At 69.9% G+C, this 26,182-nt stretch carries 31 protein-coding genes; 18 read left to right on the top strand and 13 right to left on the bottom strand.

Going from position 1 to position 26,182, the window contains the following annotated elements:
- Positions 1-161 precede the first annotated feature (161 nt).
- The 12 genes from ACIQMX_RS37070 to dndC all read left to right on the top strand — a co-directional run bounded on the left by ACIQMX_RS37070 (position 162) and on the right by dndC (position 8,603).
- Positions 162-350 (top strand): hypothetical protein, encoded by a 189-nt coding sequence (locus ACIQMX_RS37070; protein ID WP_402484789.1) that lies wholly within the window; start codon positions 162-164, stop codon positions 348-350.
- A 399-nt stretch (positions 351-749) separates the two neighbouring features.
- Complete coding sequence (locus ACIQMX_RS37065) at positions 750-1,454, top strand: hypothetical protein (protein WP_402484786.1); 705 nt, start codon at positions 750-752, stop codon at positions 1,452-1,454.
- A 152-nt stretch (positions 1,455-1,606) separates the two neighbouring features.
- Positions 1,607-1,864: a hypothetical protein gene (locus ACIQMX_RS37060; RefSeq protein WP_402484783.1), complete on the top strand. Its 258-nt coding sequence runs from the start codon at positions 1,607-1,609 to the stop codon at positions 1,862-1,864.
- Positions 1,854-2,264, top strand: a complete 411-nt coding sequence (locus ACIQMX_RS37055) for a hypothetical protein (protein WP_402484781.1) — start codon at positions 1,854-1,856, stop codon at positions 2,262-2,264. The genes ACIQMX_RS37060 and ACIQMX_RS37055 overlap by 11 nt, the downstream gene beginning before the upstream one ends.
- A gap of 77 nt (positions 2,265-2,341) precedes the next feature.
- Entirely contained in the window at positions 2,342-2,812 is a 471-nt protein-coding gene (locus ACIQMX_RS37050; protein ID WP_402484779.1) for a hypothetical protein, read from the top strand.
- 60 nt (positions 2,813-2,872) lie between these two features.
- Positions 2,873-3,244, top strand: a complete 372-nt coding sequence (locus ACIQMX_RS37045; RefSeq protein WP_402484776.1) for a hypothetical protein — start codon at positions 2,873-2,875, stop codon at positions 3,242-3,244.
- Positions 3,245-3,251: 7 nt separating this feature from the next.
- Positions 3,252-4,103, top strand: a complete 852-nt coding sequence (locus ACIQMX_RS37040; RefSeq protein WP_402484774.1) for a hypothetical protein — start codon at positions 3,252-3,254, stop codon at positions 4,101-4,103.
- Entirely contained in the window at positions 4,100-4,726 is a 627-nt protein-coding gene (locus ACIQMX_RS37035; RefSeq protein WP_402484771.1) for an RNA ligase family protein, read from the top strand. The genes ACIQMX_RS37040 and ACIQMX_RS37035 overlap by 4 nt, the downstream gene beginning before the upstream one ends.
- A 184-nt stretch (positions 4,727-4,910) precedes the next feature.
- Entirely contained in the window at positions 4,911-5,519 is a 609-nt protein-coding gene (locus tag ACIQMX_RS37030; RefSeq protein WP_402484768.1) for a GNAT family N-acetyltransferase, read from the top strand.
- A 25-nt stretch (positions 5,520-5,544) separates the two neighbouring features.
- The gene (locus tag ACIQMX_RS37025; protein WP_402484765.1) at positions 5,545-5,982 is read left to right on the top strand and encodes a hypothetical protein; all 438 of its coding nucleotides are present in this window, start codon (positions 5,545-5,547) and stop codon (positions 5,980-5,982) included.
- A 46-nt stretch (positions 5,983-6,028) separates the two neighbouring features.
- A complete protein-coding gene (locus ACIQMX_RS37020; RefSeq protein WP_402484763.1) occupies positions 6,029-6,874 on the top strand; it encodes a hypothetical protein in 846 nt (281 codons plus the stop codon).
- Between the two features lie 112 nt (positions 6,875-6,986).
- Entirely contained in the window at positions 6,987-8,603 is a 1,617-nt protein-coding gene (gene dndC / locus ACIQMX_RS37015) for a DNA phosphorothioation system sulfurtransferase DndC (protein ID WP_402484760.1), read from the top strand.
- 41 nt (positions 8,604-8,644) lie between these two features.
- Here the strand turns inward: dndC and ACIQMX_RS37010 are convergent, their stop codons facing one another.
- Together ACIQMX_RS37010 and ACIQMX_RS37005 are read right to left on the bottom strand one after the other, a co-directional pair.
- Positions 8,645-8,926 carry an HU family DNA-binding protein gene (locus ACIQMX_RS37010; RefSeq protein WP_402484757.1) on the bottom strand — a complete coding sequence of 94 codons (282 nt, stop codon included), beginning with the start codon at positions 8,924-8,926 and terminating at the stop codon, positions 8,645-8,647.
- A gap of 130 nt (positions 8,927-9,056) precedes the next feature.
- A complete protein-coding gene (locus tag ACIQMX_RS37005) occupies positions 9,057-10,211 on the bottom strand; it encodes a hypothetical protein (protein WP_402484754.1) in 1,155 nt (384 codons plus the stop codon).
- Positions 10,212-10,657: 446 nt separating this feature from the next.
- Here ACIQMX_RS37005 and ACIQMX_RS37000 point away from each other — a divergent pair, with 446 nt between their 5' ends.
- The 5 genes from ACIQMX_RS37000 (at position 10,658) to ACIQMX_RS36980 (ending at position 13,900) form a co-directional block, all read left to right on the top strand.
- Positions 10,658-11,872 carry a hypothetical protein gene (locus tag ACIQMX_RS37000; protein WP_402484751.1) on the top strand — a complete coding sequence of 405 codons (1,215 nt, stop codon included), beginning with the start codon at positions 10,658-10,660 and terminating at the stop codon, positions 11,870-11,872.
- Positions 11,873-11,983: 111 nt separating this feature from the next.
- Positions 11,984-12,136, top strand: coding sequence for a hypothetical protein (locus tag ACIQMX_RS36995; protein WP_402484750.1), 153 nt, complete (start codon positions 11,984-11,986; stop codon positions 12,134-12,136).
- 12 nt (positions 12,137-12,148) lie between these two features.
- Positions 12,149-12,952, top strand: coding sequence for a hypothetical protein (locus ACIQMX_RS36990; RefSeq protein ID WP_402484747.1), 804 nt, complete (start codon positions 12,149-12,151; stop codon positions 12,950-12,952).
- Positions 12,953-13,044: 92 nt separating this feature from the next.
- Entirely contained in the window at positions 13,045-13,602 is a 558-nt protein-coding gene (locus tag ACIQMX_RS36985) for a hypothetical protein (RefSeq protein WP_402484744.1), read from the top strand.
- 58 nt (positions 13,603-13,660) lie between these two features.
- Positions 13,661-13,900: a hypothetical protein gene (locus ACIQMX_RS36980; RefSeq protein WP_402484741.1), complete on the top strand. Its 240-nt coding sequence runs from the start codon at positions 13,661-13,663 to the stop codon at positions 13,898-13,900.
- Positions 13,901-13,984: 84 nt separating this feature from the next.
- On the opposite strand, the gene ACIQMX_RS36975 is transcribed toward ACIQMX_RS36980, so the two are convergent.
- From ACIQMX_RS36975 to ACIQMX_RS36960, 4 genes are all read right to left on the bottom strand, one after another.
- Complete coding sequence (locus ACIQMX_RS36975; RefSeq protein WP_402484738.1) at positions 13,985-14,968, bottom strand: hypothetical protein; 984 nt, start codon at positions 14,966-14,968, stop codon at positions 13,985-13,987.
- A 212-nt stretch (positions 14,969-15,180) separates the two neighbouring features.
- Positions 15,181-15,699 carry a hypothetical protein gene (locus ACIQMX_RS36970; protein WP_402484735.1) on the bottom strand — a complete coding sequence of 173 codons (519 nt, stop codon included), beginning with the start codon at positions 15,697-15,699 and terminating at the stop codon, positions 15,181-15,183.
- A 229-nt stretch (positions 15,700-15,928) separates the two neighbouring features.
- Positions 15,929-16,774, bottom strand: coding sequence for a hypothetical protein (locus ACIQMX_RS36965; RefSeq protein WP_402484732.1), 846 nt, complete (start codon positions 16,772-16,774; stop codon positions 15,929-15,931).
- Between the two features lie 28 nt (positions 16,775-16,802).
- Positions 16,803-17,078: a hypothetical protein gene (locus ACIQMX_RS36960; protein WP_402484728.1), complete on the bottom strand. Its 276-nt coding sequence runs from the start codon at positions 17,076-17,078 to the stop codon at positions 16,803-16,805.
- A 6-nt stretch (positions 17,079-17,084) separates the two neighbouring features.
- Here ACIQMX_RS36960 and ACIQMX_RS36955 point away from each other — a divergent pair, with 6 nt between their 5' ends.
- Positions 17,085-17,435, top strand: coding sequence for a hypothetical protein (locus tag ACIQMX_RS36955; RefSeq protein ID WP_402484726.1), 351 nt, complete (start codon positions 17,085-17,087; stop codon positions 17,433-17,435).
- A 419-nt stretch (positions 17,436-17,854) separates the two neighbouring features.
- On the opposite strand, the gene ACIQMX_RS36950 is transcribed toward ACIQMX_RS36955, so the two are convergent.
- The 7 genes from ACIQMX_RS36950 to ACIQMX_RS36920 all read right to left on the bottom strand — a co-directional run bounded on the left by ACIQMX_RS36950 (position 17,855) and on the right by ACIQMX_RS36920 (position 26,161).
- Positions 17,855-18,700 (bottom strand): glycosyltransferase family 2 protein, encoded by an 846-nt coding sequence (locus tag ACIQMX_RS36950; RefSeq protein WP_402484723.1) that lies wholly within the window; start codon positions 18,698-18,700, stop codon positions 17,855-17,857.
- A gap of 146 nt (positions 18,701-18,846) precedes the next feature.
- Positions 18,847-20,307: a PTS transporter subunit EIIC gene (locus ACIQMX_RS36945; protein WP_402484720.1), complete on the bottom strand. Its 1,461-nt coding sequence runs from the start codon at positions 20,305-20,307 to the stop codon at positions 18,847-18,849.
- 38 nt (positions 20,308-20,345) lie between these two features.
- Entirely contained in the window at positions 20,346-21,176 is an 831-nt protein-coding gene (gene trpA, locus ACIQMX_RS36940; RefSeq protein ID WP_402484717.1) for a tryptophan synthase subunit alpha, read from the bottom strand.
- Between the two features lie 820 nt (positions 21,177-21,996).
- A complete protein-coding gene (locus tag ACIQMX_RS36935) occupies positions 21,997-22,524 on the bottom strand; it encodes an OmpA family protein (RefSeq protein WP_402484715.1) in 528 nt (175 codons plus the stop codon).
- A gap of 3 nt (positions 22,525-22,527) precedes the next feature.
- Positions 22,528-23,100 (bottom strand): hypothetical protein, encoded by a 573-nt coding sequence (locus ACIQMX_RS36930; RefSeq protein ID WP_402484712.1) that lies wholly within the window; start codon positions 23,098-23,100, stop codon positions 22,528-22,530.
- A 518-nt stretch (positions 23,101-23,618) separates the two neighbouring features.
- On the bottom strand, positions 23,619-24,857 hold the full coding sequence (locus ACIQMX_RS36925; protein ID WP_402484709.1) for a glutathione synthetase: 1,239 nt from the start codon (positions 24,855-24,857) through the stop codon (positions 23,619-23,621).
- Positions 24,858-24,892: 35 nt separating this feature from the next.
- Positions 24,893-26,161: an acetyl-CoA carboxylase biotin carboxylase subunit family protein gene (locus ACIQMX_RS36920; protein WP_402484707.1), complete on the bottom strand. Its 1,269-nt coding sequence runs from the start codon at positions 26,159-26,161 to the stop codon at positions 24,893-24,895.
- Positions 26,162-26,182: the final 21 nt, after the last annotated feature.

Here is a 26,182-nt window from a genome sequence, read left to right as displayed (position 1 = left end):
GGTAGTATGTAGTCAGTGGTCGAGGCGCAACACCAAGTCAGCGCATTCGCCGGTCCCGCCCTTCGGCGCGGGACCTCACCTGGCCCCCATCCGCGGGACCGATGGCCGACTCCCCAGAAGCCTCCTGGTGCGAGGCCCCTCCACTCTGAACTGGAGCACCCTTGGCCGTACTCAACTACCGGACCGGACCCTGGTTTCATGACGAGAACCGACCCTTCTCCCGCCGTCGCGGCGAGACGCGGCGCAACCACCGTTGCAGCGCCCGCCGCATGGCCAAGCGCGCCGATGAACGTCTCGCCGCAGCGGAAATCCGCGAGTCTCGTGCGGAGAACGAGGAGATCGGGCAGTGAGCTCGGCGTACCTGATCGACGGACGCGGCCCGGTTGTCGGAGAGCCGCTGGCTTCTCCCGGCGGCAAGCTGCACCGCGCCGTCGTCTACCGCAGCGGCCCGGACCCGTGGGCCGGATGCGGACTTGCCCAGCGACTGGCGGCGCCGACGCTGGCTTTGGCCGGTGATGCAGACCCCAGCCGGTTCTGCCGGCATGCCGGGTGCATGGGCTCGCGCACCGGTTCCCGAGGACGGCGGGCTCAGCGCCACCGGCGCTCCTCCACGAACTGAACGCCCGGAGCACCGCGCCCTGACATGCGTGCGCCACGCACCGCTGAACCGCCGTCTACCGGCGCCGCCACACCGTGTCACGCCTCACTTCTGTCTTCGACAGACACCCCACGAACGGAACAGCATCACCATGTCCACGACCCCACCGAAGTACCTCCTCGACGACGTCCTGACCGCCCTCGGACTCCTCGATGAGAACGCCGACCTCACCGCGTACTGTGACGCCTCGCCCGCCGAGATCGGCGCGCTCCACGGCCGGGCCGTACGTGCGCTGCGCCGTCTGCGCGACACCTTCTACGCCGGTCCGAGGCCGGGCTACGTCGACGGCCCCGACTGGCGCCAGGCCCAGCGGGACCAGCAGCACGACGCGCAGGGACTCGCCCTCCTGATCGCCGACACGCTGCGCGCCCAAGTCCCCGACGCCGCATATCTGGTGTTCCACGTCAACGACAGCTATGACACCGAGACCGGCCTGGACCTGGAGGTGCACAGCCTCCGCGCGGCCGACGGGACTGTCCTTCACCCCCTCCGCGAGCCGCTTCCCCTTCCCCACACAGGGCGGCACCGCGAGGTTGGCCACGACTGGCTCAACAACCGCCTCCCTCGGACCGCCGACGATCTGGCCGCCCTGATGCAGCCGATGCGCGCCGCGGGCCTGGTGTTCGACGACTACCCCGAGCAGTTCCACCTCTACGGCCACCCTGACCTCGGAAACGACCCCGAGCACGTGCTGTGCATGCTCTTGTCGGACAGTGCGCACCCGGAGCAGTGGGATCTCAAGAGGGTCTTCGGCGATCAACTGCTGCGCCCGTACGGCACCCCGCTACCCGCCTGAAGACGGCCCGCCGCGCGCGAGGCCATCCGTTCACACGTCGTCGGACGGCCCTTGGTCCCCGCCTCTCCACAGCCGCGCTCTGTGTAGCGGCAGATAGCCCTGAACACCTTCGGCGCCGCAACGCTGGCGCCCCGCACACCCCAGAGCACCCCATGACCGATCAGATCATCTCCGTCCAGGCGAAAGCAGTTGTCGTCGCCGTACACGACGTCTCGCTCACGCTGCGAGTCCCCGGTGGCCGCGCGCCGCGCCGCGAATACGTCGAGCGTCTCCTCGGAGAGCTTGCGCCGGGCGTTCTCGACGCGGCGTGCACGCCCGGCACCATCGATCACCATCGGGCGGCCGAAGTCCTCGACGTCCTGGACGTCCAGGCCCTCGCCGCCGGCGGGGAGGCCGTCCATGTCCTCTGAGTCTCACGGGCCGTTCGGGCGGGTCGTCCTCGTCGGTAAAGAGACCGACGACGCGTTCCGCAGCCTTCTGCCGAACCCTCGTCTGCGGCGCGGACTGCCCACCTTCCTCTGCGCCTTGGTCCCCCTTGCCATTCAGGAGCAGAGCAGGATGTCGGCGCAGCGCATCGACGCCATGCGCACCGAGCTCATCGACATGATCGCGGAGCATGGCGACGATCTGCAGTTCGGCGGGGCCCACCAGACATCGGCCCGAGTCGCGCTGGTCCAGGCCCTGGCCATCCTGGCCACGGCAGAGGGGGGCGTCACGATTCTGGGCGTCCACGCCTGTACGGCGCGGCACGAGGGCTGCCCAGGCTCCACCTCGTCAGCGGCGGGCACGGACACGTCACAGGCCCGCTAAGACGCAGTCCGGAGCGGCCCCCTCACACCCGCGCGGGTATCCGCCCGCCCGCCTCTCGCCAACACCAGGAGGATTTCATGCCACCACGGGAAAGCAGTTCGTCTGCTGCAGGCCGCTCGCCCGGCACGCCCGCGTCGACTCCGGTCCGCGCCACCCGAAGTCACACCGTCGCGCGGGCCCTGGCCGGCCTCGATATCGACCGGCTGCCCGCGCACCAGGTGCGGGACAAGCCCGCCTCCGCCCAGCCGGAGGGCTATGCGCTCCATGACACGTCGCATCCGTCCGGCGTGGTCGTATCGGTGCTCGGTGCGTACGGCCCGGCCTGGGACGTGCTGCTCGTCAGACTGCGAGCCCATCTGGAACAGCCCTCGGCCGGCTACACGGTGGAGGACCTCGAAGGGCTCGCCGAGCACGAGGTGATGGTCCGCCGTGCCAACGCGGACGAGCAGCAGGCGCGACGCGCCCTGGAGCCGTCACCGTCCACGCGAGCGCCCTCCGCCTCCCACGGAGAAATCCTCGAAGCAACCGGCCAGGAGAGCCTCTTTTGAGCCGACCGCCTACACATCTCGCCTCCTCAACTCCCCGCATCCTGTGATGAATCCACGCCCATGACCGTCTACTTCGCCTTCATCCCCTCACGCGCACAGCGCACGGCGCTCCCCGCTCCGATGGAGTTCGCGCCGAACCAGGCCGTCCCCGAATGGGCCCTCAAGGAGCGCGCTCAGGCGCAGCACGGCCGGACGTACTACGACGGCGTGAACCGCGCTGTAGCTCTGGCGGACCGACCGACCGCCGACTTCCCCGACGCTGACACCAGCGCCTGTCTGCTCGTGTGGAAGCGCACGACAGCGCAGGCCGTCCCTCGGCAGGACGAGCTGCCGGACGAGTTGTGGACGCTCACACCCCGTGGCCGCGTGCTCAAGAACCCTTGGGCCGGCTCGCACGGTCCCACTCCCCCGACCACCGAGAAGGAGATGTAGCAGCATCATGGGAAACCCTTCGCGCCCCGGCAGCATCGTGACCCGTGAGATCGGCCATACGCCGTTCACCGTGTCCGGCGAGCAGTACGCCGTCCTCGAACTGGTCTGGAACGGCGACGTCGGCCGGTCGTACGACCTGGTGCGCCTCGGTGACGACAGCGTGCTCACCGAGGCCGAGTCCTTCGACAGCTATCCCACGGACGGACAGATCGCCGTCACCCTCGCGGATCACGGCATCGAAGCCGAGATCATGGACTGCAAGTTCTGCGGAGAGGACGCCTTGCTTGCCACCGCACACCGGCACACCGGCACACCGGCGGCTGGGTCGGTGACGTCTGCTGCTGGGACGAACGGCTGCGTTCCACGCAGTGAGGCCCCGGCCGGCCAGACCCTGCACCGACTGCCCCACCCCAACCGACAGCGCCATCCACCGCATCAAGGAGAGATCTTCATGAACGCCACCCGATCCGGAGTTCGCATCGCCGCCGACTCCACGACGACGAACACCTTCGTGCCCGGCCCCTGGACCCTGAGAAAGGCGGTGCTGCAGGACGACCTGGGCGGCGAGCCGCACTTCGTGCGGTACGCGGCAGCCGACGGCAGGGGCCTGTACGTGATCTGCCGGGCAGGCGCGGACGGCGACGCGTCCTTGCCGGTGAACGAGCTGGCCACCGCCTTCGTCCGCCGTACGACCGGGCAGATGCCGGCCAGGCCGCTGCGCGGACCCGTCGTGGTCCTCGGAGCCGGCCGTGTCGACGGACTGTGGCGCACCGGCGACCTCCCCGACTTTCACCGTGCGCTGCTGTACTCCCTGGCACGCGAGCACGGCTGGTCGGGCAGCGTCGAGGTCACACTGTGAACGCCGGTCTGCCGCGCTGCCCCCGTACGCCTCATCTGCCGGGGTCGCCGGGGGCTACGAGCGACGACGTCTGGTGCGACTGGTCCCGCTTCGCGCCGGAGGCGGGCCGCGAGCTCGTCACCACGCTCAAGATGGACGGGGCGAACACGACCCTGCATGCGGGAGGTATGTACGGGCGCTCTCCTACGGGGCGCAGCAGGCCGTGGCAGAGTCGGATGCGGGCCTTCGCCGCGGCGGTGTGCCCGATGATCCCGCAGGGTGTTCGGGTGTGTGGTGAGGATCTGACGGTCGCGCACTCGATCACCTACGCGCGGGAGCTACCGCCGTTCATGGTCTTCTCGGTCTGGGACGGGGACGTTTGCCTCCCCTGGGACGAGACGGTGGTCTGGGCGGACACGCTCGGCCTGGCCACCGTCCCGCTTCTCGCCCGCGGGCCGCGCCCTGACGAGCCACAGCGCCTGTGCGAAGCCTTCGACCGGGGCACGGATGTCGAGCGGGACGAGGGCTTCGTGGTCCGTGACGCGCAGGCGTTCTCCCGCGGGGAGTTCGCCGACCGCGTGGCCAAGTGGGTCCGCAGCGGGCACGTACGGACCGGTACCGAATGGCCAACCTTCTCTACGTGATTGCTTAATTGGATTTACCTCGGTAGACTTGGAGGCATCGGGTGCCGGGTTGTTCGCGCCCGGCTCCTCCCGGCGCGCACCGCGCCCGGTCCTCTGCCACGTACCAGGACACCGCATGTCTTCTCGACGCTCCCGTCCCCCTTTCCGTCTCCGTGATGCGGGCCAGCGCGACGCGGGGGCCTTCATGGACCTGATCCGTCACGCCGACCCCGAGAACCCCTCCCCGTTCCACCCGGCCCGGCTCATCCTGGGTATGCCGCCGGAGCCGCCCCTGTCCCATCAGCTCCACCTCTGCCCCATCGCCGAGGACCGGCAGGGCAAGGCCGTCGGCGCGCTGATGGCCGGCCCGCCGGACTGGCTCGTGGCGCATCCCGGGCTGCAGCACTTCCCGCTGATGCTGGATCTGCTACACCGCATCACCATGATCCACGGCGTAGCCGTCGCCCCGGGCCACCGCAGGCGCGGAGTCGGCCGGGCGCTGATCCGCCGGGCCGAACAGCGCTACCGCGAGCTCGGCTGGACCCTGTCCATGCTCGTCCACGCCCCGTCACTGGCCCCCTTCTACGAGCGGCTGGGCTACACCTCGCACCCCGCGCTCCTGATGAACCTCCCCAGCCCTCACCCCCTCATCGGGCAGGACTTCCGTGACGTGCTCACCGCACTCAAGCCCCTGACCGACGGCGTCCGGCTGGCCGACGTCGCGTTCGCGCCCACACCCGTCATCTCGGGCATCCTGCCCGGCAGCCAGGTACCCGAGCTCGCCTGGTTCGACGGCGCCGGACTCTGCTACTGACCCGCCTGATCCCGAGAGCTGTCCCATGCCCAACTACCAAGCGGCCGAGCGTGTCCTGGTCCAGGACACGCTCGGCAACCAGCGCTGGAACGGCCTGACCCGCGAATGCGAGTCCATGCCGACCGAGGCGTACCGCGAGATGCACGACGGCGCGGCAGCCATCGTGGAGCGCCTGGCGGAGGCCGTGAACTGGCCCCGGCTCCTGTTCGAGGCCGCCTCCCGTCACATGCGGCTGCACCCCGGCCTCGAAGCCGAGGACGACCCACTTTTCCCCGCCCCCGTGGACGGCGTATGCGGCGAATGTCTACATGAGGCGTTCCTCGCAGACGACACCGGCGGCCAGAACTGGGCCTCCCGCCCCACCGCTCCCCGCGAACACCTGGACACAGACTGGCCCGCCATCGTGGCAGCCGTCTTCCCCCACCGCGCATCGGCGCACTGGCACCCGTTCCAGGACCAGTAGCCGCCCTCTTCACGTTCCCCCGCCTCACCCCTTCAGGAGCTTCTCCGTGCCCACCGCCCGCTACGCCCTTCAATACGCCGCCCAGCTCGCCGCCCTCCTGGGACCGGAATGGCGCGCAGCGGGTGCCGATTCATCAACGTTCGCGGTGCTCAAAGGCCCCGGCATCGAGCTCAATGTCCGCACTGCCTCGCCCGTGCGGACGAACACCGTCGTGACCGTATCCGTCCGCGCGCGGGGAGATCTCGTCTGGAGCCGGCGGACGGACAACCGCGGCGAGGCAGCCGGGACCATCGGAGAACCGGGCGCTGTCGCCGACCAGATCCGTTCCCAGATTCTGCCCGCCTGGCAGACGCTGGTCACCGCGCTGGAGGCGCGTACGGCCTGTGCGCAGGCAGCGATCCGCCACTTCGCTCCCCTGGCCGCCGGGATCACCGGCGCGAAGATCTCCTACGGCTCGCGGCCGGGCGTGGCCGACATCCGCTGGGACGGCGGCAGTGCGGTCCTGTGGGCGAGCGACAAGGGCCGCATCTCCTCCCCGTCCATCAAGGTCACCTGGACGCGGAATGCGGCGACGGTGCTCGCCGTGCTGCGCGCCGCCGCGGCGACCGCACCGCGGGTGAGCATCGGCGACATCGGCGAGGCGGCCGCCCGGCTCCTCGGCAAGGGCTGGACCGCAACGTCGTCGCCATGGGGCGTCGCTGCTGAGATCGACCACCAGGACAGCCCCGGCGGCGGATACACGCTAGCTGTCGAAGGCGGCCACCTGTATGTCTCGGCGAACCTTGTCGATGAGTCCCGCACCTACCTCAACGACGTGTCCGACGCCGATGACCTGGACACGGTCGCCGCCGCTGTGTGCGCCGTCGTACGCCGCTTCCACAACGACACCTGACCCGCCCCGGGCCGGGGCAGCGCATTCGCGCCCCGGCCCCATGCCACCACCTCTCATCCGGCCTACGGACGACCACCGTCGGTCTGGCCGGGCTACGTGCGAAGGCCCCCGCATGCGTCCTCCAGTACTCCTGGACCTCTCCCCCACCCGTACCGTGCCGTTCGCCGGCCAGAGCATGAGGCAGTGGCTCGCCGGCATCCTCGAAGAGATCCGCGATCTGTACCGGGCTGATCAGGTGCCCTGGGTGGTGGGCTACAGCGGCGGCAAGGACTCGACGCTGTGCCTCGTGCTCGTGTGGATGGCGCTGGCCGGCCTGCCCCCTGCCGAGCGCACCAAGGTAGTGCACGTCATCAGCACCGACACCGGGGTCGAGAACCCGGTCGTCGCCGCCTGGGTGAACTCCTCGCTGGACTCGATGCGGCGGGCGGCCGCAGAGCAGGGCCTTCCGATCGAGGCGCACCGGCTGACGCCGGCGGTCGAGGACTCGTTCTGGGTGTGCCTGATCGGCCGCGGTTACGCCGCGCCTCGGCCAAAGTTTCGATGGTGCACAGAACGCTTGAAGATTAAACCTTCTAATGCGTTCATCCGTGCGATGGTGGCCGCGTTCGGCGAGGTCATCCTGGTGCTGGGGACCCGCAAGGCCGAGTCGCGGGCACGAGCACGGAACATGGCCCGCCACGAGAAGAACAGAGTCCGCGACCGTCTCAGTCCCAACGCCTCACTGCCCAACTCCCTGGTGTACTCGCCGATCGAGGACCTCACCACCGACGACGTGTGGGAGCTGCTCATGCAGCACCCCAACCCGTGGGGGCACAGCAACAAGGACTTGCTGACCATGTACCAGGGAGCCTCCGCCGACGCCGAGTGCCCGCTGGTCGTCGACTCCACGACGCCGTCGTGCGGCGACAGCCGGTTCGGCTGCTGGACCTGCACCCTGGTCTCCGAGGACAAGTCGATGCAGGCGATGATCAGCAACGACGTGGAGAAGGAGTGGATGCTGCCACTGCTGGAACTGCGCAACGCCCTGGACGTCGACGACGACCGGGAGTTGCGGGACTTCCGGCGGATGAACGGACGGCTCCACCCGTTCAAGGGCCGCCTGGTGCACGGCGCCTATCTGCAGCAGGCCCGCGAGGACTGGCTGCGCCGGCTGCTGGAGGCGCAGACGTGGATCCGGGAGAACGGGCCGCAGTACGTCCGCGACCTGACCTTGATCACCATGGAGGAGTTGCGGGCCATCCGGCACGAGTGGGTGTACGTCAAGCACGAGATCGAGGACTCGTTGCCCGGCATCTACCGGTCCGCGACCGGTGAGCCCTACCCCGATCCGCCGCTGGACAGCGCCCTCACCGTCAACGGGGCGGAGATGATCGCCACCCTGCGCGAGGTGTGTGGAGGCGACGAGCAGCAGTTCCTGATGATCCGCGAACTGCTGGGCGTGGAGCGGACGTACCGGACGATGACTCGCCGCGCGGGCCTCTTCGGCGCGCTGGAGAAGGTCGTCGGCAAGTACGCGTTCGAGGACGAGCAGGACGCGCTCGACTTCGCGCTCAGGCGTGAGCGGGGCATGGCCGAGTCGCCGGAACTGCCCTCGCCCGCCCCCGACGCGCCCGGCAGGGCGGCGTCTCCGCCTCCGAAGGATCGTTCCCGTACGGAGGCGGAGACGTTGGCCGCGGCCCTGCGCGCCGCTGGGCTGATGCCTGAAGACGCGCCCTCGGACTCACCGTAGGCCGAGCGTCACGGCGTTTGCCGGACAGCTCCGGTTGCGGCTCAGGCGCCCTTGGCGGCTTCCTTGAGCTTCGATCCGGCGGAGACCTTCACGCTGTAGCCGGCCGGGATGTTGATCGGGTCGCCGGTCTGCGGGTTGCGCGCGGTGCGGGCGGCACGGTGAGTGCGCTCGAAGGTCAGGAAGCCGGGGATGGTGACCTTCTCGTCGCCCTTGGCGACGATCTCGCCGGCGGTCTCGGCGAGCGCGGTCAGCACGGCGTCGGCGTCCTTGCGGGTCACCGAGGCCCGGTCAGCCAGTGCGGCGATCAGTTCGCTGCGGTTCATTCTGTATCTCCGGTTCTTGCGACTTGGTGCCGTAGAGGCGTGAACGGTCGATCATCCTTACATTTGCCGCCGTGCCACCCAGCTGAGCGGTGGGCACGGCGGCACGCCGGCAGGGGAGCAGTTCACCGACTTAGTCGAGCAGCGTCTGCTCGTGTACCGGCGGCCGGGGCGCTGGGACGTACCTCATCTGGTCGGCCAACTGACGCAGGATTTCAGGTTCGGAGCGCCCGGCAGCGAGTGAGCCGGTCGCGCTCCGGAATTGCTGGAGTCCCCCGGGAAGTGCCCAGGAGCAGCGCTCGACCGCCCACCGCGCGCCCGGCAGATCACCGGCCGCGAGGTAGCGGTTGGCCAGGTCCCGCGCGGCGCTCACGATGGCCTCGGTCATCTCCTCGATGTAGGGGACGGCCCACGCGTACCAGCCCGGACGCACGGCGTCGCCGAAGGGCGGGCCCGTGACGAGCTTCAGGGCCGCGCGCAGGCGGCGCGTGCCGGTCGGCGAGCTGTCGCTCCCGCCTGCGGCGGCGAGTGTGCGGAACTGGCTCCAGTCGCTGGTGACGGACTGGGCGAGGAGGTACTCGTCCTCGTGGGTCCAGGTCGGGAAGTGGTCGGCTCCCAGCCAGGCCCGCAGCCGGCTCATGGCGGTGTTGCGGCGGTCGGCGCGGGTGATGTGCTCGGGCCACAAGGCTGCGTCCAGGGCGTGTCGGTCGGAGCCGGGGTTCAGGTGGAGCCAGGTCGCGTGCTCGGTCATGCGGGAGACGCGATTCGCCATGGCTGGGCCTCGCGCGCCCTGCACCCGCGGGGGCCCCAGCAGCACGAGGTAGACGCCGGACGTCGGTTCCAGCGACGGCACCGTGGGCCGATCGGTGCTCCGCTCCTGCTCGGCGAGGAAGTGATGCTCCGGCCGATCCCACTCCTGCTCCGGTAGCGGCACGGTGTGGAGCAGGCCCTCCAGCACACCGCAGGTGATGGCCCATCCCTCGGCGAACGCCTCCTCGCGCGTGTCGTCGTCGGCAGCGCCCGGCATGGTCCACGGTGCCCCTGGGCGGAGGATCTGCCATGCCGGATCATCGGGCCGGCAGAGGGACTGGATGACGACCAGGGCGGTCGCCCTCCAGCGGGCGAGAACGGACGCCGGACTGTTGGCGTCGAGCGCCTCGGCCTCCTCCAGGAGGCGGTGAGTGATCTGCCCGAGCCGGGATGCAGAATCCGGGCACGGCAGTTCGAGGCGCCGAGGTACGGAGGGGGCGGTGGGGATGGGAGAGGGGGGCGCGAACGGGAAGGTCATGGTGTCTCCAAGGCAGGTCCTCTGTTGGACAGCGGTGTTCTGCGTGGTCGGACGGATGCCGCCGCCGGGTCGGTCGGTGCAGCGGGCGGAAGGAGTGCGTGTGGCACCTGGTGGTGGCATCGAGCGGGTGGCAGACGTACTGCAGCGGTTGGCGCCTCCGTTGTCTCGAGCGGCTGGCAGGGGTGCTGACACGCCCGTAGAGGTGTGAGAGACGAGGTCCGTGTGACACGGGTGCCTCGTCTTTCTGGGTTCCGGACGGCGCACCCCCGACCGTCGTGACGATGCCGCCCGGCGGGTTACCGATGCTCTACGCATGGGGCGCCACTCCATTCAATAATTGCTTAATAGGTTTTACTTTGGTAGACTTGAGTTACTCGGGCGGATGGAACACCACTCCGGCTACGGCCCTACACAGCCCGAGGGATACGCCGATCCAGGAGAACCTCTTGTCCTTCCACTCACCTACCGAGCTGCGTCTCGTTCTCCGCCAGGACGTCACCGTGCCCGCCGTCGGGACGTTCGACCGGTTCACCGGGCAGGCCCGCTACCAGGTCACCGGTGACGAGATTCGCGGCACGTTCATCGTCGCGCCCGAGACGGCCCCCGGAAGCGAGGACTGCCTCGTCCGGGTCATCTACGGCGACCACCCCGAGACACCCCAGCGCGAGCGGCGGGACGAACCCCGCATCCGGCGCACCCGCGTGCGTGGCGAGTGCGGACCCCTCTCGGTCGACGCGCTGCCCGATGCATCCCACCTGAACGCGCGCGGTCAGTGGGTCAGGTCGAACGGAACGCTGGAATCCGTCCCGCGCAGCACAGCGCGGTCGCTGGCCGATGTGGTGCGCGCCGTGGTGGCGCACTGGGTCACCCGACCCAACCGGCATGGACTCGTCAGGGCGGCCGCGCGCCACGCCCAGCAGCAGCCCGACACCCCGAGCCAGGCGGCACGGGAGACGGTGGAGCGCGAGCTGGACGGCATCCGGGCCCAGATCGCGCAGCACTGGTCCGTCCTCCAGGCCCTGGAGTCGGTCGCCCAGGCCGACATTCCGGCGCTCCCGGCCGTGCCGCCGGTCCAGCATGTCGACTACCTCGACCCCGCCACCGGCACCACCGGCATCCTCACGGTCCGCACCCAGCTCAACCCGCACGACGGGACGATCCTCTACAACGTGGTGCATGGCGCCCGGGTGCGTGGAGCCTTCATGGTCGGACCGGTGCGCTTCAGCCGCGACGCCCTCCCCGGCGGCGTGAGCGTCCAGCTCGGTGCCGGTCTGCTCCCTGAGGGAACGGGCCGACAGAGCGAGCCCGTGATCAACGGGATTCAGCTGCGGGGCTCGTGGAACCTCACCGACGCCGGAGCATGCTCGCTCGCGCTGCCCGAATCGATCCCCGGCATCCGGCGGGCGGACGACCCCGACCGCCCGGTGCCCGCCACCACGGCCGCGTGGATCAGCAGCGTGATCCGGGCTCTCGCAGTCGCCTACCGCGACTGCATCGACGTGGAGGTGCTGCGCCTGATCGCCGGGAAGAGCCGGGTGGACCAGCTGCGACAGGCTCCCGCGCAGGCAGTCGCCCAACTGCGTCAGCACGAAGCCGCCGCAGAGGCTCGTCTCACTTCTGCCCGAGAGAGCGAAGCCGCCTTCGCCTCCCTGTCCGCCTGACACCGAGCGGACTACTTTGCTGCCGTAGAGGCGCAGCACCACTTGCATACGGCCGAGGCGTGCCGCCGCCCCTCGGCCGTATGCGATCACACCGAGAATCAGGAACATCCCGTGAGTGCACCCGTGACCGTCATCGTGGTCACCGCCGATGACCTCTGGGCCGCAGCCGCAGAGATCGAGCAGCACGGACACGTCGATTGGGCAGACCAAGGCGGCAACACCGTCCGCCTGGCGCTCCCCCGCACGCTGACCGCCGACTCGTAATCAGGAAGAATCATGCGCACATCCGATTCGGCGCGCGCCATGTCGCTCGCCGCCGAGGTGGCCGCGCTGCTCCCCGCGCGCCACGGCGCCGGCTGGACCTTCGCACCGGCCCCTGCCGCTGCCCGTCCGGCCGCCCGTCTGAGCAACGGCCCCCGCCACCTCCTCCTCACCCCGGACGGTGGCCGCACCATGCTGGCCACCGGGACGCCGGACACCGCCGACGTGTCGCTCACCGTCGCAGGCAGCACCCCGGCTGCGGTGGCGGGCGCGGCACTGCGCACGCTGCTGCCCCGCATCGACCATGCCCTCGATCCGCCACCGGCCAGGCGTTCGCACCGTCTCCACTACCTCGCCGAGGTCGCCGCTCGGCTCCGAGAACTGGGCGCTTCGCCGACCCAGTTCGAGCGGGCCGATCACACCACCGCGCTGGCCTGGCAGCTCGGGGATGCGGCCGTGCACTTCTCTCTGCACGGTACGCGCCCCACGGGGACCGTCGGCTTCGCCGGACGACTGGGAGTCATCGAGCAGTTCCTCGCCCCGTTCCTCCCTCCGCACCCCGGGCCGGGCCGTGTCCGGGCCACTGCGCATCGCGGCTGCGGCGGCGTTGCCCGCCGCGTCATGGCCGCCTACGCCCACGCCGTCGAGTCCGACGCGGACGGCCTCGTCCGGTTCACGGACTCAGACGGCGGGCCGCTTCAGGGGTGGGTGATGCCCCGCGATGTGAACGGCCCGACCGGACCGAGGACGCCGGTCACGGCCGGAGTCACCGGCGTCGGCGTCGATCTCATTCTCTCCGCGCTGCCCACGCTGACCTGAGCCACAGCTTCCCCCGTCGGCGGGGTCGGTCCGTCACCGTGCCGCTCCCTGCCCACAGCAGCACCGCACCACCTGATCAGAGGAATCCCGAAGTGAGTACCGCAGTCGTCACGACCGTGTTCGCCCACCCCGACGTCGTGGCAGCAATCGAGGCCGGAATGGAGATGGCCTCCTTCGAGTCCGGCCGTTCTCTCGAAAGCTTCACCTGGGCCACCGCCGCCTGCTTGACCTATCTCGACAGCGCTCAGGCGCCGTGGGCCGACGTGATCGCCCGGCGCGAGGAGATCACAGCCGCGCAGGCCGCCGCCGACCGAGGCGAGGAAGTCGCTGACACGTCGGACCTGTACGAAGGCATGCTCTACACGCGGCAGCACGTTTCGGCTGCCGTGAACGCGGGTGTCGACGCCGCCGCCGAGCGGATCCGCGAACAGTGCGCGGACGACATCAACAACCTGGCGGTGAACGCCGTCCTGACGCTTCTGGACCAGCCCGACGCCTCGTACGCCGCCGTCGTCGCCGAGTGCTACGGCGGTGAGGACCCGGATGACGTCAGTGGCTGGCTGGCCGACGTCCCGGCCTACAACGCCTCCGACTTCGACACCCTCCAGGCGGCCACGAGCGACGCCTACCTCCGGTCCGTCGCCCTCTGACCCTCTTATCCCCCCGGGCCGGCGCTTCAGCCGCCCGGCCCTCGAAAGGAGAAACGCCGTGTCCGTAGTCCTGATCGGCCGGTGGGACGCCGAGACCCTGGAGATCGAGGAGTCCCACGCCGTTCGCGACGGAGACCTGGAAGCCATCGGCGCTCTGCTCAGCGGGCGTTCCGGCATCTGGTGGTCGTGCGAGTACCTCGTCGACCGGCACCGCGACGCCGTGCAGCGCGCCTACGAGAATCTGGCTCCTGGACAGGTGCTGGTCGACGAAGTCGAAGGCTTCGACCCCGTGCCGTGAGCTGCGTCGGCGGCCGCCGTGTGCCGCCACGCTGCGGCCGCCGGCCTGTGCCCACGGTGGCCGTGCCGTGCTGCTGTCGCGCCTTCAGGCGGCCTCGGTGATGGCCGGCAGGGCGATGGCCGCCGCCTCCTTCGCGGATTCCAGCGCGGCGGTGAACGCTGCCGCGACGGCGGCGGCCTGCACGCTCATGCCCTCGATCTCCGCCACGGCGAGATCGTCGCGAACGGTGCGGGCCAGGAGCTCGAGGACATCGGTGCTGCTCTCGGTGAGTTGCTGGATCTGCTGCAGTTCCTGGAAGCGGTCGTCGGCGCGGCGGACTTGGTCGGCGTATCTCTCCAAGGCGACGACCCGGCGACCGATGCCTCGGAAGCTGGCGGCGAGGGACTGGCGGCGGACGTCGATCACCTCGGCGACCTGACTGCTGCGGGGTATGTCCGGCTCCGCCTTCGTCAGACGGCTGTACTCCCGTAGAGCCTCGGCGATCTCCCACTCCTGGTGGGGAAGAGCCGTCTGGTTGCGCTGGCGGTCGACGAGGTCGCGGCGGTGCACAGAGGAGCCGAGGACCGTCCTTCTCGCCTGTTGGGCGCGGGCCAGGAGCGTTCGGGCGTCCTCCGTCAGCTCCGCAGGCCGTACGTACCGGACCCGGGCCTCGTGCAGTTCCTGCACCGCCGAGTTGTAGGAGGCCGTCTCCATCACCCTGAGGGAGACGATGATGGTGAGCGCGGTGACCGCGAGCGGCCACAGCCGCTCGATCCCGCTGTGCAGCGCCGTGAACAGGCCTCTCCCCGCCTCGTCGAGAGCCTCGGAGAGTCCGGCCGGCACGCCGTCGGCCTGTGGCTTGCGTGGCTGGTCCGCCGGGACAGCCAGCCACAGCAGTGCGGCACCCGCCGCCACTACGCCCGCGCGGGCGATCACGGGCGCCGCCGCCCACCAAGGACTTCTCCGGCCGCCGCTGTAGCGGGAGGGATACCTCTCCGCCTCGCGCAGCAGCCTTCGGGACCGCTCCGGAAGGTCGGGATCGGCAACCGGCTCGGGCGGCTTGCCCTGGGGTGGCACTGCCTCGGTCACAGCCCTGATCCTCCGCTCGTACACCGTCGTCGGCGCGCGCATCCGCACTCCTGGTCGCGCGGATCGCCCGCGTCCGCCCGTCCTGCTGTCCTGGTCGTCCCCTGCGGCCGGCCTCGCACGCGCGGGCCGCGGCGCTCCCGGCCTTCGCGCGAGGCGCGTCGGCAGCTTCAGCCGAGGCCGGACGCGGATGGCGGCGCGGGGAGTCCGGCCCTTCATGCGTGGGTGATCATTCCGGTGACGAACCACACCGCCCAGATCAGGGGCAGGATCGCGACATACGCCATCGGCCGCCGCAGGACGGGCTTGCCCTCCTGGAGGCGAGAGGCCCCGAGGAGGGGCGGGCCGGGCGTCGGCAGGGCGGCGAGCTTGCGGCTGGCCACGAGATTCCACACCAGGGTGAACGGACCGAAGAACACCAGCGAGAACGGGGACCACCAGCCCTGCCACAGCGTCCTGGTGGTCAGCTCGCGGACCAGCGCCGTGCCGCACGCGCGGCAGAAGGGTCCGTCGATCTTGTGGAAACGCATCATCATCATCAGCAGGCCCTGGTGCGCGCGCACGGTGACCGGGGCGGCCGGCTGTGCGCCGCAGATGCGGCAGAACAGTACACCGCTGTGCGCGGTGGGCTGGGTGAAGGATGTGCCGTCCTGCGCGGCCGCGGGAGGCATCGTCCACGGCGGGGGCGTGTACGCGGAGTTGTGGGGGTTGGGCTGCGCTGCCGGGGCGCTCATCAGACGGTTTCCTGAAGCGGGATCGGGGTGGGAGAAGTGGAAAGAGGCGACCAGGGCCGGGTGGCCGGTGGGCGGAAAGGGCTGGTGAGCCAGTCGCTTCCCTGCGCTCCTGGTGTGAAGGGGATGGCGGTCGCGGCGGTGACAGGTTCGGTGAACGGAGCGGAACTGGGACGTGGCGCCAGCAGCGCAACGCGGGGCGGGGTCTCGGCGGCGTGCGAGAAGCGCGGCTTCAGGGCGCCGGGCGGCGTGCTCGGAGCCTGACGGACCGGGCGCGCCGGGTGGGCGCGGCCGCGGCCGGTGTGGTTGCGGTAGCGAGGTTGGACGGCGGGGCGCGGCGGGGTGAGGGTCGACATGCGCGGTCCCTGGTCAGTCGGCGCAGCAGGGCTGCGAGGGTGGCGTGGTCGTAGGGGGTGATGCGGATCAGCGCGTGGGCGGCAGCGAATCCGGATCCGCCGGGGCTGGTGTCGCAGTCGGAGTGGAGCCAGGCGTTAACGGCGTTGTGCAGGTTGCGGCGGCTATGTTCCTGAGGACCGCCGAGCCGGTGGATGGCGACGGCGGCCTCGGTGAAAAGGGCGGCCGCGGCGGTGAGGTCCTGGGCCATCGCCGCGAAGTGCGCCTGGAGTTCGGTGCCCATCGCCGCGTACGGGTGGTCGTGCCCGTGCTGGGTGATGAGGTGCTGGGTGACGCGGCGGGCGGACTGCTGCGCGGCACGCCACTGTGCGGCGCGCTGGGCTGCCCTGGTGGTGGCCAGCAGGCCGGATTCCTCGGGGATGCCCTGGTTCCAGATCGGGTCGACGTCGGGAGCAGCGATGGGCTGGTTCTGGTCGGGGTGAGTCGTTTCGTCCGCGGTGATCTTCTGGTGCTCGACATGCCCGTTGGGGTGCCCGATGGACAGGCGGACCGGACTGCCGTGCCGTGCGGCGACGGCGCGCAGCGGTCCGCGTACGCGCTCGACGAGGACTTCGATCTGGTCGGGCTGGCCGGTGTGCAGGAGTCCTTGTGCGTGGAGTCTGCCGCCGGGCAGGACGATGAGCGTCTCGTGGATGTCGGTGGTGGGTGACGGGCCCGGGTGCATGGTGGCCTTCTCGGTAGGGGTGATCCCGTCAGCGGGAGTCGACCATCGAGTAGCGGTAGTCGAGGATCTCGGGCTTGCCCTGGTGGGGCAGGTGGACGACGGTCTCGCCCTGGAAGCTGTCCACCACGACGGAGCGCGACGTCTTGTTGTAGACCGCTTCGGTCTTACCGGGGGTGATCTGCAGGCCCGAGTTCTTGACGAGGTTCTCTTGCTTGTGGGCGAGGGGGGCGATCACCAGGACTCCGGAGGACGTCGTCAGGGTGTAGAGCGTGGAGTGCGTCGGTGCGATCGGGAAGAAGTTCACGGTGGCTTGGGGCCCGAGCGCGTCGCCGCGGTCCTTGTAGGTCTTGAGGATGCTCTTGGCGTTGCCGTCGGTGCGGGAGAGGGCGCCGCCCTCCTTGGTGCCGCCGCTTGCGAACAGATCTTCGACGGCGTCGGTGACCTTGTCGGGTGCCAGGGCGCCGACCGCGGTGTCCGGGTCGGTGGGTATGGCCAGGCCACTGTCGGTCTTGAGCGTCGGCAGCGCCTTCTGGGGGAACAGGGAGACGACCTTCTTCCAGCTGTCCCGGTGTCCGCGGACTTCTCGAAGATCATGAGCGTGTGGTTAATGCCGGTGGTGGTGGCCGTTGCTGCGAACCAGTTGCCGCTGGGCGGGATGTAGAAGGCGCGCTGGGTGAAGTGGAACGGGGAGGCGAACTCCTTCTTCTCCTTCGCGCTCAGGGTGTCGAACTGCTCGTAGTCGGCCTTGCTGCGGGCGTAGAGCTGGCCGGCTTCCACGGTGGCAAGGAGGGTCGCGTCGCGGGTCTTGTTCGCCTTGTTGTTGGCCTGCTCGTATCGGTCGAGGATCTGGCCGGCCTCGGCACGGGTCACCACGCCTTGGGGTGGGGTGGTGGGTGGGGGACTGACGGCCTCGGCGTGCGTATCGGTGCCGCTGTCGGAGCAGCCGCTGAGAGCCGCTGCGGCGACCGCGGCGACCGCGGCGAGCAACGGCGTCGCACGCGAAGATCGGCGGGGAGCCGTGGAGGAGTGGAGCATGCTCGGTTCCTTCTGCGTCTGGGGAGTGGGGTGGGCGGCCGGTGATCAGGCGGCGGTGGGCATGGTCGCGTCCACCGGCGGCAGGAGGCGGCGCAGTTGGTGGCCCGCCTGCCAGGCGAAGCGTCGGGACGCCGATTCCAGGCGATCGTGGTCGTGGGTGCGGGTCAGCTGTTCGCCGTGCTGGCGGTAGAAGTACGTCACCACGGGCAGCAGTGCGCCGGCGCTGAGCGCGGTCAGCGTGCCGACGTAGAGGAAGTCCTCTCCCTGGGGCAGTCCGCCATGACCGCAGGCGGCTTCAACGAGATCCCGGCGGGCGATCATCTGGGTCTGGCCGAGAGGGATCGTGGCCTGGGGCGTGGGCCAGTACGTCCATACCGCGCCGCGATCGTGCACGCCGGGTGGCGTGGGGCAGCGCCAGACCCGGGTCGAGCCGTCCTCGAAGAGATCGGCCGACCAGCCTGCGACCCACCCCAGGCCTCGCTCGAGGGCGTAGGTGTGGCGGACGGAGAAGGCGTCGGCGGGAAAGAGATCGTCGTCGGCGTACTGGATCCAGTCGCCCTCGGCCAGCGTGAGGGCGGGGTTCCTGGCGCTGGCGGCGCCGACCTTGGGCAGTTCCAGGACCTTGACCCGCCGGTCGCGGGTGACCGAGCGGGGCAGTCGCGCGGGGGCGGCCCCGTCGAGCGCGAGGACGAGCTCCCATTCCACGGACTGGGCGGTGAGGCTCACATGCAGCAGCTCCAGGTAGGGCAGGCGGTTGGGCATCAGCCGGGTCGGGGTGATGACGGTGATCTTCGGAGAGTTTCGGGGCACGTAGGTCGCCTTCAGGTTGAGGTTCGGGGCAGGGGACCGGTCGGTCAGGCCGGGAGGCAGGCGCCGGGGCGCTGTGCCCACGGGCCGAGCACCTTGGAGGACGGCAGGGCGATCAGGCGCAGGCCGGTGGGAAGCGAGGCCTGGAAGGAGCCGGCTTCTTCCCGGCCGAGAGGTGTACGCGGTGCGCGGGCGGCGGCGGCTTCAAGCTGCGCAGGGCCTTGCGCGGACTAGCTGGACGGCGCCGTCCAGCGCAGCACGAGCATGCCGTGGCCGTCGTCCGGCTGTGGTGCGGGCAGACCGGGATAGGTGGCGGCTGCCCACCGGTGACGGCCGTCGATGATCACCACGGGGAAGATGCTCCCTATCCCGTAGCAGGCGGCCATGACCTCGCGGGACATCGGCGTTGTCCTTCCTGCGGGTGCATTGGTGGCCGGTCCCGGCAGGTCGTCAGCCGGCGACGGCGGAGTGGGGGTCGCGGCGCCGGGCGACGGAGCGCGGCCGGGGGTGTGGAGGTCGAAGCGGGCGATGACGGAGCGGAAGAGGGCGTAGTAGATGACGGCGTAGACGGCTCCGAGCGCGAGCAGCACGGCAGGACGCGTGGAGATCGACCAGTTGAAGCTGAGGTCGAGCAGACCGGCGGAGAAGAAGAAGCCCGCGTGCACGCCGAGGACGTTGGCGAGCGCCAGGCTCAGCCCAGTGAGGAGCGCGTGGACCAGGTACAAGGGCATGGCGGTGAACGCGAAGCTGAGTTCCAGGGGCTCGGTGATCCCGAAGGCCGCGGACAGCAGCGCGCCGGACAGCAGCAGCGATCCGACGTCTCTGCGGTCGCGCGGTGTCGAGTGCCACATGGCGAGCGCTGCGACGGGCAGCCCGAAGATCGCGACCGGGAAGAACCCGGACATGAACACGCCGGCCTGTGGGTCGTGTGCGAAGAAGCACGGAATGTCGCCGGTGGCCCCCGATTCGCACCGGCCCGCGACGAACCACACCAGGGCGTTGGGGATGTGGTGGAGACCGATGGGGAGCAGGACTCGGTTGATGACCCCGAACAGCCCACCGCCGACGACGGCGTTGGAGGCGATCGCCTCGGCGAACCCTGTCAGGCCGCGGTCCACCCACGGGTAGGCGAGGCTGAGCAGCCATCCGCAGGCCAGAGCAGTTGCCAGAACGACGGCGTACCCAGCGAATGCGGGCAAGCGCCGGCGTTCGACGGCTCCTCTCCAGACGACGACGGCGAGGCAGCCGGCGAGGATGCCGGTGAGCGCGCCGTAGGGCCAGCGGGCGGGGGCCATCGCCGTCGCGTCGTTGGCGTCCATGGGGTGGTAAACCAGGATCGTGCGAGCCATCACCAGGTAGCTGATGAGCGCGGCCAGGACAGGGCCGGCGGCATCGACGATGGTGCGGCCGCGGGCGGTTCCCAGCGCGATGCCGACGGCGAACAGCAAGGGGAGGTAGTCCAAGACCGCGCCGCCGGCCGCCGACAGCATGGCCGCCGCCTGGTGCCAGGAGTCGAAACGGCCCAGCAGATCGTCTTGGCCCAGCCTCAGCAGCAGACCGGCCGTCAGCATGGCGGCGATCGGCAGCGCCAGCCACTGTCCCAGGCGGCGGAGCCTGCCCGTCGCAGCGCCAGGGGTGGGCGGCGCCGCCTCCGGGGCAGGAGACGGGCTCGGTGCGGTCGCGGTCGGCACGCCGGTGTACTCCTTCGTGTGTCGCTGTCGTTCGGGGATCAGGCGGCGGCGCGCAGACGGTGCACACCGTGGGCCAGGGCTCGGGCGAGGCTAAGGGCGTTGCGGAGCCCGTCGGGGCCGGGGCTGTCCTGGATGCGGCGGAGCAGGGCGGAGCCGACGATGACGCCGTCGGCGTACTGGGCAGCCTGGTGTGCTTGCTCGGCGTCGGACACGCCGATGCCGACGCTGATCGGCAGGCGGGTGAGGGTACGCAGCCGGTCGACGAAGTCGGGGAGGCCCGGGGCCAGGGGGCCGGTGTTTCCGGTGACTCCGGCGACCGCCGGCGCGTAGATCATGCCGCCCGCGGTGGCGCAGATACGGGCGAGACGCTCGTCGCTCGCGTTGGGCGCGACGACAGGCACCGTGTGCAGACCGTGGCGGCGGGCCGCGGCGAGCCAGGGGCCGGCCTCCTCGAGCGGCAGGTCCGGGATGATCGCTCCGGCCGCGCCGGCTGCGGCCAGGTTGGCGGCGAACCGCTGGGGGTCGTAGTGGGCGACGGGCTGCCAGTACGTCATCACGAGTACGGACGCCCGGGATGCTGTGCGGATGGCGCGTACGGCGGTGAACAGGTGCTTCATGCGGAATCCGGCGTCCAGGGCCTGGCGGGTGGCCCGCTGGATGGTCGGGCCGTCGAGGATCGGGTCGCTGAACGGAAGACCCACTTCGACGACGTCGGCGTGCTGGGCCAGGGCCTGCACATTGGCGATGCTCTCCTCGACGGTGGGGAAGCCGACGGGGTAGTACGCCGCGAGTGCGGCGCGCTGCGCGGCGCGGGCGGTGAGGAAGGCCCGGTCGAGCTCAAGCGCGGCGAGGCCTGGCGTGAGGGACATGGTGGGATCCGAATCTGTGGCGGCGGTGGGGCAGGTGGGGAGCGGCCGAGGCGACGGCGCGTGGCCGGGCTGGGCGGGCCCGGTCACGCGGGGCTGCCGTAAGGCGGGTGAGGCTGGGCAGGGGTGTCAGCTGGCGAAGCCCCAGAAGTACTCGCCCCACATCCAGCCGGTTCGGCCCGCGTTGGCGCCGCTGGTGACCGTGACCCGGTACCCCTGGAACTGGGACTTTCCGTCGCATCAGAGGCCGTTGGAGGTGACGCGGGTCCCCTTGCTCAGGACGCCGAGCGCCGCCGAGCTGGTGGAGTGGTTGGACCGGAGTTTCACGGCGGTGGTCGTCTTGCCCTTCTGCGTCCACGAGTTGCAGGAGGCTGCGCCGCCGGAGCGGTGGTCAGCGCGCCTCCCAGCAGGGCGGCGGTGACTGCCGCTGCGGCGACGGCACTACGGATCTTGACTGCGGGCATCGGACGGTCTCCTTGTGGCGGGGTGGGTGGATGGGTGGTGGGCGATGTGGATGTCTCGCCAGGTGGTCGCGGGCGGCGAGCCGGCGGGAGTGGTGGTGTAGGGTCTCGCGATCCGCTTCATATGGCAGCGCCGTGACCTGCGGGTTCGCCGCCAGTCTCACGTCGCTTCACCAAGATTCGTCTCAGGTTCCGCCGCACTTCCTCGCGGTGAACCTGACGCCGGCTGGACGGGCAATCCTCTGACCTGCGGTGTCTCACAGCCCACTTCATAAGTGCAGGCGATATGAAGCGGGCGGTGAGATTATGAAGCGGGATCTGAGATCCCACAGGTGGGGTTCTCGCGTGGCCGGGGCGGTCGGTCAGCTGCGGGAGATGACGATCTCCACGCGCCGGTTCTTGGCGCGTCCGCTCTCGTTCTCGTTGTCGCCGATGGGGTCGGCCTCGCCGTGGCCGGTGGCCGTGAAGCGGAGCTGCGCCAGGCGCGGGTCGCCCTTGAGGACGTTCAGGACGGCTTCGGCCCGGGCGCGGGACAGGGCCAGCCCGTGGGCTGCACTGCCGAGGTTGTCGGTGTAGCCGTTGATCCCGATGGGCCGGTCGGTTCGGGCGCGGGAGATCTTCGTGGCGACGTCGTGCAGCCGGTCGTGGGCCTGGGCGGACAGGCGGGCGCTGTCCTTGGTGAACAGGACCTTCGACTGCAGGGCGTAGACCGTTCGTTGGTCCTGGTCGACGGTTCTTTCGGTGCCGTCCAGGTTCTCGACACGCGAGACGATGTCGGCGTGCCGGCCGGGGATTCCGGCGGTGCTCGGGTGTTCGTCCGCGTGGGCCGCGGCCGAGGTCATGGCGAGCACGGCAGACAGGGCGAGGGCGCCAGCGATGTGACGGGGCACCGTTCAGCCCTCCTGCATCGGCACGGTGACTACGCTGAGGTTGCCCAGCGCCAGGTCGACCTGCTTCACGTCGTTCGGGGGCGCTTCGAACTGCGCGTACAGCTGCTTGGTCTGGCCCTTGTCGATGGAGTTGGTGTGTTCGCTGCACAGGCAGCGACCGTTCGTGTCGAGCAGCGCCATGTAACGCTTCTTGTGCGGCCGGTCGACGATCGAGGAACCAGCGAGCGTGTACACGTCGGTGCCGTCTCGCCAGTCGACGGTGAGGTAGTTTTCGTCGCTGCGGTTGGTGACTTCGAACTTCACCATCACCACGCCGTCCCTGCGCTGGACGCTGTGCACCTTTCCGTCAATTCCGCTGTCTCCCTTGAGCTCGGCAACGCTTGCTCCGTTATCACTTTGCTGAGGGGCGCTCTCCGAGGCCGTCTCCGGCGACCCCTGGGAGTTCGGGGTGGCGGCTGCAGGGCTGACCTCGGCAGCGCGGGAAACACTGTCGTCGCTGTTGGAGCAACCGGACACCGCGGCGAGGGTGGATCCGGCGATGAGGATGGCGATGAGGGTGTGCGGGGTCCTGTTCATTGGGTGGTGCCTCTCTCAGGAAGGTGTGGGGCAGGCTCGAGTGGCAGGACCCTGCCATTGGTCCGACCGGTGGACTGGCAGTGCTGCTGGGGCCAGGGCGCGACAGAGCGGAGACGCTAGTCAGGTTCTGGGCCTTGCTGATGTCGGTGCTGACTCCGCCGACCAATACTTCGCCTTGGTCTTCGCGCCTCGCAGGACGGGTCGAGCCCGGGATAAGCGGTCCCGGGGACGGGGATCGCCGTCGAACCGCTTCGTTCCGGCCCGGTTGACGCTTCGGCGACGGCTGACAGGTGCGAACGGGCAGACCATTCCGATCCCGCGACACCCAGAGCGCGCTTGAGAGGTCCTTGCTTTCGTTGATGTGATCAGTGACATGGGCGGGCCTCCGTGGCCAGTCGGGTTTCTGACAGAGGCTTGTGCAGTCCGCGGTTGAGTTGATGGCCGTGGAAGCGACGTGACCGCGGCTGACCGATTGCAGCGGCTGCACTCGCGAAGTGACATCTGCATAGGTCCTCGGGTCATGCAGGAGCCCCGTACAGGCCGAGCTTTTCGGCTGCTCGGATCACCTGATGGTCGTGATCGATGGCGCGACTGTCGTCGGCGACGAGTAGGAGGCACCCTGCGACCTGTCCCGCCCGCACTGGAGCGCCGGCGTGCAGCACGGTGGTGGCAACGACCGTTGGCAGGGTCGTAACAGTGCGTAGTAGATGCGGGTCCAAGGCGCCGTCGGACCGGGGCAACAGTGCAACTTTGGTGGTGTGAGGTCGACCCGGCTGATGGCGGGCTTCGTACCGCCGTCCCGTGGTCAGCAGTAGGGCGGTATCGTGGAACGGGTTGTGGCCGGTGACCTGTTGAAGCACCTCGGAGGCGAAGTCAGCGTACGGGTCTGTGCGGAGGGACAACAGCGCTGGTCCACGGTCAGGGATGAAGGTGACCGTGGCGCAGGAGGGGCCGTAGCGCACGCCGAGGGCCCTGAGTGCGCGGTTGATGTACAGGGTGAGTGCGCGCGACAGCAGACCTTGGCGGCTCAGAAGATCGGCGCGCCAGACCGCGTGGCTGGCGGCGAGGGTCTCCGCCCAGATGGTGGTGACGGTGTGGTCCGTCGATCTATCCGGGCCGGGGCCGGTTACGGCGTGAATGCGGTAGCGGGTGCCAGCAAGGTGTTCGCGGAGGGTGAGCGGCTGACCGCTGGAGTGCTGCAGGTGTTGCCATGCGGACCGGATGTCGGTTGCGGAACAGCAGTAGAACGGGCTTCCCGGGTGGGCAGGGTCGGGGTGCTCGAGGAGGAGCTCCGCCACCTGGGTGAAGGCAGCCCATGTCAGGGCGTCGGCCAACCGTGTGGCGGTGATGCTGCGTGGAGCCGCGATACCCGCGTCGAGCAGTGCTGCGTGGGTCGAGCCGGTGTCGCGGCGCGTGTCGGTGGTGTTGGGGTCGTTTCCGGGCAGGTGAAGGCGTGAGGCCAGCCGATCGGCGAGGACGGTACCCGCGGGTGATCCGGCGAGGACGGCCCGGACATCGAGGTGCGAAAGGTGGGCGGCCGTGCGGCGCAGGTTTCCGCGGTGGTTGAGGTTGCGGAGGTAGCCGCCAGCGCCGTCCATCCGGCGGGTGCCGGGCACGGCGACCGCTACGCAGTTCCAACCGTGTCGCTCCAAGGCCGGCACGTACAGGTCGCCGGCGTCAGAGGGGGCGATGATGGCGGCCGCGCCGCTTCGGGACGCGGACGGGGCCACCTCAGGGACGGGTGCGGCGAGGGCCATGGGGCGGGGCTCCTGGGGTGTGGGCGGCAATACGGTCAGGCAACGCAGGCGGTGGTGACCGTGGCCGCCTGGATGTGGACGTTGCTGCGCTCTTCAATCAGTCGGAGTCTGTGGTGGCAGGTGTCCGCGTCGGGGCCGGTGACGACGGCCAGAGCGGTGCGGTCCAGCAGGGTGGCCTGGGGCGGGGCCGTGACGTGGCTGCCCGGCGGGACGGTCCACTCAAAACGGTCGAGCCAGGGGGCGACTGGCTCGGTGTTCACGGCGGTGACACGTCCGGTCGTGTGCGGGAAGAAGAAGCGGACCGCAGCACTTTGGTGTCTGGTGGGGATCAGATGGGGGGCCGCACCCACTGCGAGGTCTGCAGTGATTTGTGGCAGGTTGAGGCCGGTGGCGAGATGGACAAGGTGAGGTATGAGGTCGCCTCCGAGCCGGGCATTGAGTTCGATGATGCGTGGGCCCTGGCGGGTGAGGCGCATTTCGACGTGCATGACTCCGCGCGAGATGCCGACTGCTGTCAGAGCAGCGGTCGCAACGTCCTGGATGCGGGGATCTGCGAGTAGCGGGTCCGCGGCGTCGACGAGGTGGCCTATCTCCTGGAAGGCCGGTTCGGGGCTGAGGTACTTCCGTGTGACAGCGGCGATGTGGATCGTGCCGTTGCCCAGGGCGACGCATTCGACACTGATTTCGGGCCCGTCAAGGTACTCCTCGATGAGCACTCCGTTGGCCCCGCCTGTTTCCAGACCGAAGAGAACGGCTTTCTTGGCCAGTTGGTAGGCAGCGCGCACCTCATCGGGATTGTCGGCACGGCGAACGCCGGCGCTGCCTGCCAGGGAGCGGGGCTTGAGTACGACCGGCCCACCGAGCCGCATCTGGCATTCAACGGCGGCGTCGGCATCATGGACGAGACGCGACCGAGCGGAGGGCACCTCGGATGCTGCCAGCAGGGACCGTGTCAGGTACTTGTCGCGGCAGGCCTCGACGGCACCGGGAGCATTGCCGGGCAGCGCGAGCGTGTCGGCCAGTCGCGCGGCGAGCCCCACGTGGTTTTCCACGTAGGTGAGTACCCCTGCAACGCCGTAATCAGCAGCAAGTCGGTTGACGGTCTCAGCGACCGCCTCGTTGTCCGTGAGCTTGACAGGGACGGATATGTCCACGATAGGGGCAGCCCACGCCGGGGGCCTGTCGTCGAGCAGGGCGACCGAGTGACGGGCGGCGATGTGCAAGAGTCCGTATTCGCGATAGGTGCGGTTCCCGGCGCCCAAGACGAGGAGCAGGGGCGCAGGGTTGGGGCGGGTGAGGGGCATGCCTGGTCCTGACTGTGGTGA

The sequence above is a fragment of the Streptomyces sp. NPDC091416 genome (assembly GCF_044756845.1).
GTDB lineage: Bacteria > Actinomycetota > Actinomycetes > Streptomycetales > Streptomycetaceae > Streptomyces.
The sequence above is the reverse complement of the archived record's forward strand: the minus strand, read 5'-3'. Positions and strand labels throughout refer to the sequence as shown.

What these genes read in the sequence shown, in the direction of transcription:
- ACIQMX_RS36920 (WP_402484707.1), bottom strand. Translation starts at nt 26,161, where the DNA reads ATGCCCCTCACCCGCCCCAACCCTGCGCCCCTGCTCCTCGTCTTGGGC.
- ACIQMX_RS37025 (WP_402484765.1), top strand. Translation starts at nt 5,545, where the DNA reads ATGCCCAACTACCAAGCGGCCGAGCGTGTCCTGGTCCAGGACACGCTC.
- ACIQMX_RS37005 (WP_402484754.1), bottom strand. Translation starts at nt 10,211, where the DNA reads ATGACCTTCCCGTTCGCGCCCCCCTCTCCCATCCCCACCGCCCCCTCC.
- ACIQMX_RS37050 (WP_402484779.1), top strand. Translation starts at nt 2,342, where the DNA reads ATGCCACCACGGGAAAGCAGTTCGTCTGCTGCAGGCCGCTCGCCCGGC.
- ACIQMX_RS37010 (WP_402484757.1), bottom strand. Translation starts at nt 8,926, where the DNA reads ATGAACCGCAGCGAACTGATCGCCGCACTGGCTGACCGGGCCTCGGTG.
- ACIQMX_RS36930 (WP_402484712.1), bottom strand. Translation starts at nt 23,100, where the DNA reads ATGAACAGGACCCCGCACACCCTCATCGCCATCCTCATCGCCGGATCC.
- ACIQMX_RS37055 (WP_402484781.1), top strand. Translation starts at nt 1,854, where the DNA reads ATGTCCTCTGAGTCTCACGGGCCGTTCGGGCGGGTCGTCCTCGTCGGT.
- dndC (WP_402484760.1), top strand. Translation starts at nt 6,987, where the DNA reads ATGCGTCCTCCAGTACTCCTGGACCTCTCCCCCACCCGTACCGTGCCG.
- ACIQMX_RS36965 (WP_402484732.1), bottom strand. Translation starts at nt 16,774, where the DNA reads ATGCACCCGGGCCCGTCACCCACCACCGACATCCACGAGACGCTCATC.
- ACIQMX_RS36970 (WP_402484735.1), bottom strand. Translation starts at nt 15,699, where the DNA reads ATGAGCGCCCCGGCAGCGCAGCCCAACCCCCACAACTCCGCGTACACG.
- ACIQMX_RS37065 (WP_402484786.1), top strand. Translation starts at nt 750, where the DNA reads ATGTCCACGACCCCACCGAAGTACCTCCTCGACGACGTCCTGACCGCC.
- ACIQMX_RS36925 (WP_402484709.1), bottom strand. Translation starts at nt 24,857, where the DNA reads ATGGCCCTCGCCGCACCCGTCCCTGAGGTGGCCCCGTCCGCGTCCCGA.
- ACIQMX_RS37045 (WP_402484776.1), top strand. Translation starts at nt 2,873, where the DNA reads ATGACCGTCTACTTCGCCTTCATCCCCTCACGCGCACAGCGCACGGCG.
- trpA (WP_402484717.1), bottom strand. Translation starts at nt 21,176, where the DNA reads ATGTCCCTCACGCCAGGCCTCGCCGCGCTTGAGCTCGACCGGGCCTTC.
- ACIQMX_RS36990 (WP_402484747.1), top strand. Translation starts at nt 12,149, where the DNA reads ATGCGCACATCCGATTCGGCGCGCGCCATGTCGCTCGCCGCCGAGGTG.
- ACIQMX_RS37030 (WP_402484768.1), top strand. Translation starts at nt 4,911, where the DNA reads ATGGACCTGATCCGTCACGCCGACCCCGAGAACCCCTCCCCGTTCCAC.
- ACIQMX_RS37040 (WP_402484774.1), top strand. Translation starts at nt 3,252, where the DNA reads ATGGGAAACCCTTCGCGCCCCGGCAGCATCGTGACCCGTGAGATCGGC.
- ACIQMX_RS37060 (WP_402484783.1), top strand. Translation starts at nt 1,607, where the DNA reads ATGACCGATCAGATCATCTCCGTCCAGGCGAAAGCAGTTGTCGTCGCC.